Here is a 1,992-nt window from a genome sequence, read left to right on the forward strand (position 1 = left end):
GCTCAAGTGCTTTAGCAGCTGAATGTAGATTGCCCATGCCATAATCAAGTAACGCGATACGTGTCATTAGAGGCTACCTTTTGTCGATGCGATCGTGTTTTCAGCACGTGGATCAACTTCACATGCCATACGTAAAGCACGAGCAAGTGCTTTAAAAACACTTTCGATTTGATGGTGGCTATTTTTACCTTTTAAGTTATCGATGTGTAAGGTCATAAGCGCATGGTTTACGAAACCTTGGAAAAACTCAGAAAATAAATCGACATCAAATGTACCGATGCGCGCACGAGTAAATGGAATATCCATGAATAAACCCGGACGACCAGATAAATCGACAACAACACGAGATAAAGCTTCATCTAATGGTGCATAAAAATGACCATAGCGTTTTAAACCTTTTTTATCGCCCAAAGCTTGTGCAAAAGCTTGTCCAAGCGTGATACCACAGTCTTCTACGGTGTGGTGATCATCAATCTCGAGGTCTCCGTCACAATGAATATCGATATCAAATAAGCCATGTCGCTTGATTTGATCAATCATATGGTCTAAAAATGGAACTCCAGTGTTTAGTGTGCCTTGACCAGTACCGTCGAGATTTAAACGAACTCGAATTTTGGTTTCATTGGTATTTCTAACCACTTCACTGATACGTTGCGTCATGGACACGTTCCTCAAAAAACGTCAAAAATGATTGGATGTTAACGACAATTTCGCTGTGACGAATTCGTGACAGCATCATAGTTTGCTCAGGAGGGTTAATCAATGCCTATTACCGTACATGCTTATAGTTCTCTAGATAATTCAGAGATCCGCGATCAGCTTGAGCGACTGTATGATACAAGTCCGGAGTTTGGTGACGGGCACGATGCGATTGAACAACTTGAACAAGATTTACAACAGTATACCACGCTATACACTGCCGAATTTAACACCAAAATTATAGGTGCAATTTGGTCTTCAGGACAAGGCGAAAGCAAGGTTCTTGAATATATTGTTGTGCACCCTGCGAACCGTGGTCGTGGGGTGGCTGAGCGCTTAGTCGAAGAAGCTTGCCGTATAGAAGAGTCAAAAGGTGTTAAAACTTTTGAACCAGGTTGTGGCGCGATTCATCGCTGTTTGGCTCACATTGGTAAACTACATCACTAAAAGCTTCTATTATTTTGTGGTTGTGATTTAAAAATAATCACTTGTTACAAAAAACACGGAAGTTGCTTGACGTCTTCTTATAAACATTGTTTAATACGCCCACTTCGGCGTGATAGCTCAGTAGGTAGAGCAACGGATTGAAAATCCGTGTGTCCCCAGTTCGATCCTGGGTCTCGCCACCATTATTTGTGTTTTCAATCCCTGATCCCATCAGGGATTTTTTTTAAGTATAAAAAATACTCATTTAAATCAGAAACTCAGGATAATTGTTGACTATTGTTCTGAGATACGGCTTAATACAGGCCATCGGCGTGATAGCTCAGTAGGTAGAGCAACGGATTGAAAATCCGTGTGTCCCCAGTTCGATCCTGGGTCTCGCCACCATATTCGAAAAAGCCCCATACATAATGTATGGGGCTTTTTTCATGCTTGTTTATTTAATAAAAATGTTAAGACCTTACCTGTGTATAAATCTCATTTTATCCACAAGCAAAGAGGGTTATCCCCAATATCGCCTTAACTTTCTCAAAATAGCCCAAACAAAACGTGGTTCTAATCATTAGAACTATCACGAATAAGTCGTTTTCCTAAGCACACTGCTTCTACCTCGTCATAGCCAAGCTGTTCGTAAAAATTCAATACATTCAAATTGTCTTTACGAACTAATAATTGCAGTTTTGGGCAGCCACGAGCAATGAGGCGCTTCTCAAGCTGCTGAACGAGCGCTGTAGCGATTCCTAAGCGTTGTTGGTGGGGGTGAACAGCCAAATAGTTAATCCAGCCTCTATGGCCATCGTAGCCGCCCATAAGCGTACCAATCAGTTGCTCATCTTTAATAGCAACTAA

General features: G+C 41.4%; 3 protein-coding genes, 2 tRNA genes and 1 pseudogene. 3 read left to right on the forward strand and 3 right to left on the reverse strand.

The genetic code is table 11. The features are described from left to right. A pseudogene (locus J663_RS19360) lies at positions 1-67 on the reverse strand (imidazole glycerol phosphate synthase subunit HisH); the annotation flags it as partial. After that, on the reverse strand, positions 67-660 hold the full coding sequence (gene hisB / locus J663_RS18395; RefSeq protein ID WP_002116767.1) for an imidazoleglycerol-phosphate dehydratase HisB: 594 nt from the start codon (positions 658-660) through the stop codon (positions 67-69). The gene hisB and the pseudogene J663_RS19360, both read right to left, overlap by 1 nt. Positions 661-762: 102 nt before the next feature. Here hisB and J663_RS18400 point away from each other — a divergent pair, with 102 nt between their 5' ends. From J663_RS18400 to J663_RS18410, 3 genes are all read left to right on the forward strand, one after another. Then, positions 763-1,146, forward strand: coding sequence for a GNAT family N-acetyltransferase (locus tag J663_RS18400; RefSeq protein ID WP_002116928.1), 384 nt, complete (start codon positions 763-765; stop codon positions 1,144-1,146). Positions 1,147-1,252: 106 nt separating this feature from the next. Next, positions 1,253-1,328, forward strand: a tRNA-Phe gene (locus J663_RS18405). 126 nt (positions 1,329-1,454) lie between these two features. Then, positions 1,455-1,530 (forward strand) — tRNA-Phe (locus J663_RS18410). 168 nt (positions 1,531-1,698) lie between these two features. On the opposite strand, the gene J663_RS18415 is transcribed toward J663_RS18410, so the two are convergent. Then, positions 1,699-1,992 (reverse strand): GNAT family acetyltransferase (locus tag J663_RS18415; protein ID WP_033851427.1); only part of this gene is annotated, 294 nt, incomplete at its 5' end.

Origin of the sequence: Acinetobacter sp. 826659 (assembly GCF_000588515.1) — a bacterium.
GTDB classification, from domain to species: Bacteria; Pseudomonadota; Gammaproteobacteria; order Pseudomonadales; family Moraxellaceae; genus Acinetobacter; species Acinetobacter pittii.